Origin of the sequence: Fibrobacter sp., from assembly GCA_012523595.1 — a bacterium.
In the GTDB taxonomy this organism is placed as follows: Bacteria; Fibrobacterota; Chitinivibrionia; order Chitinivibrionales; family Chitinispirillaceae; genus JAAYIG01.
Window position 1 is genome coordinate 1 of sequence record JAAYIG010000166.1, and the last position, 4,470, is coordinate 4,470.

Consider the following 4,470-nt stretch of genomic DNA (forward strand, 5'->3'; position numbering starts at 1 on the left):
TATGCAGAGTCCTCCTTTTTATTTGGGAAGCTCTGCTCTTGTTAATTTAATTATGACCAAGGCAAAAGTCTAGTGTTTCATTTTAAAACACACTTATATAATGTATGGGTTTTGAAACTACTTCTAGTAAAAATTAAAGAATACAGAAAGGTATTCTTATTTTGACTGTTTTATACAAATATTAATCATCCCTTCTTTCTGAAGCTATAAAATCGGGATTAATAGTATTATTCAGGTGTAAACGGTGATATAAAGTTACATTCTGCATATACTTGCGTCAAGATAATCTTGTCATAATATATGATAGTTTTACGCCACAGCTGTTCATGCTGAAAAGTCCATCAGATTATTTGGCTACTTCAGTCAATTGGCAGCATCTTCTTGACTGCTATGAATATTATACACATCCAGAATTGTTTATGGCCAGAACTTTTTGCGGGGACCCATTCTCAAATTCGAAGGGCGATACAAGGCAAGTTAAATATTCAGTGTGTCTCTGCAGTAAATACATAAATCGATCACACCACAGAGACACAAAAATCACATCAGTTATCCTATATTCTCTCCGGAGTCTGCCCCTGGGAGATCAGCTTCTGAAGAACCTTTTCCGGATCCTTTTGGGCCTCGTTTAAACATCCTTTGCAACAGACATAAATCCTTTGTCCCTTATGATCCACATAGAGATCTCTTTTAACCTTCCTCCCTTCCATGAGCGGACAGAACTCCTGCTGCTTCAGTGATGTTTTCTCTGCAGAGATTACCTCCACAGACTCCCCTGCCTCCTCTATTTTCTTTATATACTTCGCAGGATCAGCCTTGACTTCCGCAATACACCCGTCGCAGCATACATAAATTCTCTTCCCATCCACATCAACAAATAAATCCTTATTTATCTTTTCTCCCATCACCGGACACACTGTCTGCGCTTTTGCATGATGTGCAGACGCAGAGTGATGCTTGTGGTCCGTACAACCAGCTTTTTCTGTCTTCTTCTCACATGCAGAAACAATAAAAAGCATCGAAAGAGCTATTACCGATACTAAAAGTTTTGATTTCATGACTACTCCTTTGTAAAAGCTACAGAACAAAACCTGAATTGACATACTTCATACTACTGTGCCGCATTCTTTAACGCCTCATCAAGTGCCTCGATCAGATCGTCAGGATTCTCGATTCCGATTGACAGTCTGATAAGATCCGGTGTCAGACCGCCTGAAAGCTGCTGTTCAGGGCTGAGCTGTGAGTGCGATGTACTTGCCGGATGCAGAATGAGACTCTTGGTATCACCCACATTCGCCAGATGCGAAAAGAGAGTAATGGAATCGATCAGCTTTACAGCCGCATCGTAACCGCCTTTTATACCGAAAACCACCATTCCCCCGAAACCATTCTTCAGATACCTGCAGGCAGTTTTGTAAGAAGGATCATCCTCAAGACCCGGATATCGTACCCATTCTACCGCATTATGGTTCTTTAGAAAAGAAGCGACTTTTACAGCATTGGAACAGTGTCTCTCCATTCTCAAATGGAGAGTCTCAAGTCCCTGAAGAAAGATCCATGCATTGTCAGGAGAGAGACACGCACCCAGATTTCTCAGCGGAACTGTTCTCAGCCGCAAAGCAAATGCGATGGGAGCAAGCGGCTCCGGGAGATCAAGTGCCCACCTCAGGCCATGATAGTTGGGATCCGGTTCAGTAAAGAGCGGGTGACGGCCTTTTTTCCAGTCAAACACACCCGCATCAGTGACAATTCCACCGATTGCGGACCCATGACCTCCCATCCACTTGGTCAGAGAGTTTACCACTATATCAGCCCCATGCTCAATGGTTCTCAAAAGGCAGGGCGTTGTAAAAGTCCCGTCAACTATAAGTGGCAATCCATTCTCATGAGCAATTTCAGCCACTGCTCCTACGTCTGTAAAGTCAAGAACCGGATTTCCTATCGCTTCGATAAATACCGCCTTTGTTTTGTCATTGATAGCCGTTTTAAAATTGTCCGGGTTTCGGCTGTCCACAAATCTGGTCTTTATGCCAAGCTGCGGCAGTATTGCATCAAACATTGTATATGTGCCACCATAAAGATTCGATGCCGCAACAATTTCATCCCCTGCCGATGCAAGGGTGATAATGGAGTAAAATATTGCAGATGTCCCTGATGCCAGCGCTACAGATGCGGCACCGCCCTCAAGTTTACTCACCCGCTGTTCAAGAATGTCATTGGTAGGATTCATCAGGCGGCTGTAAATATTACCCAGTTCCTTTAAAGCGAACAAATTTGCAGCGTGCTCTGTATTCTTAAAAAGATACGATGAGGTCCGGTATACGGGAACTCCACGCGATTGAGTAGAATCGACCTCCTGACCATGGTGAACAGCTAATGTTTCAAACCGGTACTGTCTGCTCATTTTTTGTAATCCTTTTTATGAGTTGAACCTTTTCTTTTTTTTTTGATTGTAAATTCAACATCGATTAAGCCAATTAAGATGATTACCTCAATAACTTAGAAAAAGATATTATTAAGAATAGAGAATCCTGCGCTTTACAATTCACTCTGGTTTTTATTCATCAAACAACCAGGTGCTTAGATACCTTTCTCCTGTATCGGGTAATATTACCACTATCAGCTTTCCCCTGTTCTCCTCTCTCTTTGACACCTGCAAAGCAGCATAAAGTGCTGCTCCGGATGAGATCCCGACCAGTATTCCCTCCTGACGAGCGAGTGCACGGGCTGTTTCTCCAGCATCAGCATCCTTGACCCTGAACACTTCATCAAGAAGATCCATCTTGAGCACATCCGGAACAAACCCCGCCCCAATACCCTGAATCTTGTGAAGGCCAGGTTGCCCTCCTGAGAGCACTGGAGAACTATCCGGTTCAACTGCTATAGCCTTAAAAGAAGGTTTTCTGCTTTTCAGTACCTCGGAAATCCCGGTCACAGTTCCACCAGTCCCAACCCCGCTTACCAGAATGTCAACTTTTCCGTCAGTGTCACGCCAGATCTCCTCCGCAGTTGTCTGACGATGTATCTCAGGATTAGCGGGATTACTGAACTGTTGAGGAATAAACGATCCGCTGATCTCTCTTGCCAACTCCTCAGCTTTGGCAATCGCACCCTTCATGCCCCTGGATCCTTCTGTTAATACAATCTCGGCACCCAGGGCTTTAAGCAGTTTTCTCCTCTCGATGCTCATAGTCTCAGGCATTGTCAGTATTAGACGGTAACCTCTCGATGCCGCGATAAAGGCCAGAGCTATCCCAGTGTTACCGCTTGTAGGCTCTATTATGACTGACCCCTCCTTTAATACTCCACGTCTCTCGGCATCTTCTATCATTGCCTTGCCAATACGATCTTTGATACTTGACATTGGATTGAACATTTCCAGCTTGGCAACGATTTCAGCATATCCACCCTGATTCAATTTATTGATCCTCACCAGAGGTGTATTACCAATCAGATTTCCGACATTTTCGGCTATTTTCATTTCATACCTCCATTAAAATGATCAGTATCAATTCTGTTTAAATGTATAACATCATTTCTGATCTGTTCTCTTTCTCTCTCATCATCAAGTCATGAATCGAGATACTCATTTTCTCACGGACATTATCTTCAATATCGTTAAATATCCCCCAAACTGAAAGCAAATTACTCCATTTACACAATTCCAGTCCCCCCCCCTCCAGTGCCTCAAGGACGTTAAGTAAAGTGATTTCGGAGGGATAAGCGGCCAGATCATAACCCCCGTTTTTACCCCTGATACTTTTTATGATCCCCGATTTTGATAAACGGTTTAACAGTTGTTCAAGATAGGGTTGGGGAATTTTGTATTTCTCAACTATTTCCCTGGCCTGGGTAAGGCGAGAACCGTAATTGCCGGCGATTTCCAGTATAGCACAGAGTCCGTAGTGAGATTTAGTGGATAGGGCGAGCATAATTTACCTTGTTGATCAATTTTGTCATCTTTTAATATAACACTACAAAGAGGATTTGTCAATTTTTTTCTCAGAGATGAATTAAGGATTATTTCCGTAGTTCATTTATTCACCCCAGAGATGACTTTAGGACATACTTTAGGCCATTGGATGAATGGTTTTCTTGGATAGGACACACGCTATAGAATCAGGTGACTCACCTCAGAGTTGATTTAATTACTTTAGGATGGATAACTGTCTTATTTACCTCAGAGATGGCCTAAGGACATTGCATTTGATCATTGTTTCTCCTCGCGGTTCTCCTCAGAGATGAATCAATGTCGCTGCATTAAATCTCTATTTCACCTTGTATGTTTAAATAGTGCAAAAAAATCATATTAGACTGGTATTGAGGGGGTATTCACCTTAGGTTTCGAACCTGACCCAGAGTGTCCCCTTTTTCCAGGTAGATCCTGGTTAGGAACTTGGTGCATAGACACCGGATTTGTTCACAAGGATGGGAGATGCCTGGTCATTTTTTTCACTATTAAACAATTAA

4 protein-coding genes are annotated in these 4,470 nt (G+C 42.8%); all 4 read right to left on the minus strand.

What is annotated here, in order from left to right; translation table 11 throughout:
- Positions 1–554: 554 nt before the first annotated feature.
- The gene (locus tag GX089_11320; GenBank protein ID NLP03077.1) at positions 555–1,058 is read right to left on the minus strand and encodes a hypothetical protein; all 504 of its coding nucleotides are present in this window, start codon (positions 1,056–1,058) and stop codon (positions 555–557) included.
- 53 nt (positions 1,059–1,111) lie between these two features.
- The gene (locus GX089_11325; protein ID NLP03078.1) at positions 1,112–2,404 is read right to left on the minus strand and encodes an O-acetylhomoserine aminocarboxypropyltransferase/cysteine synthase; all 1,293 of its coding nucleotides are present in this window, start codon (positions 2,402–2,404) and stop codon (positions 1,112–1,114) included.
- 153 nt (positions 2,405–2,557) lie between these two features.
- Complete coding sequence (cysK, locus tag GX089_11330; GenBank protein NLP03079.1) at positions 2,558–3,481, minus strand: cysteine synthase A; 924 nt, start codon at positions 3,479–3,481, stop codon at positions 2,558–2,560.
- A 37-nt stretch (positions 3,482–3,518) separates the two neighbouring features.
- The gene (locus tag GX089_11335) at positions 3,519–3,932 is read right to left on the minus strand and encodes an Rrf2 family transcriptional regulator (protein ID NLP03080.1); all 414 of its coding nucleotides are present in this window, start codon (positions 3,930–3,932) and stop codon (positions 3,519–3,521) included.
- Positions 3,933–4,470 lie beyond the last annotated feature (538 nt).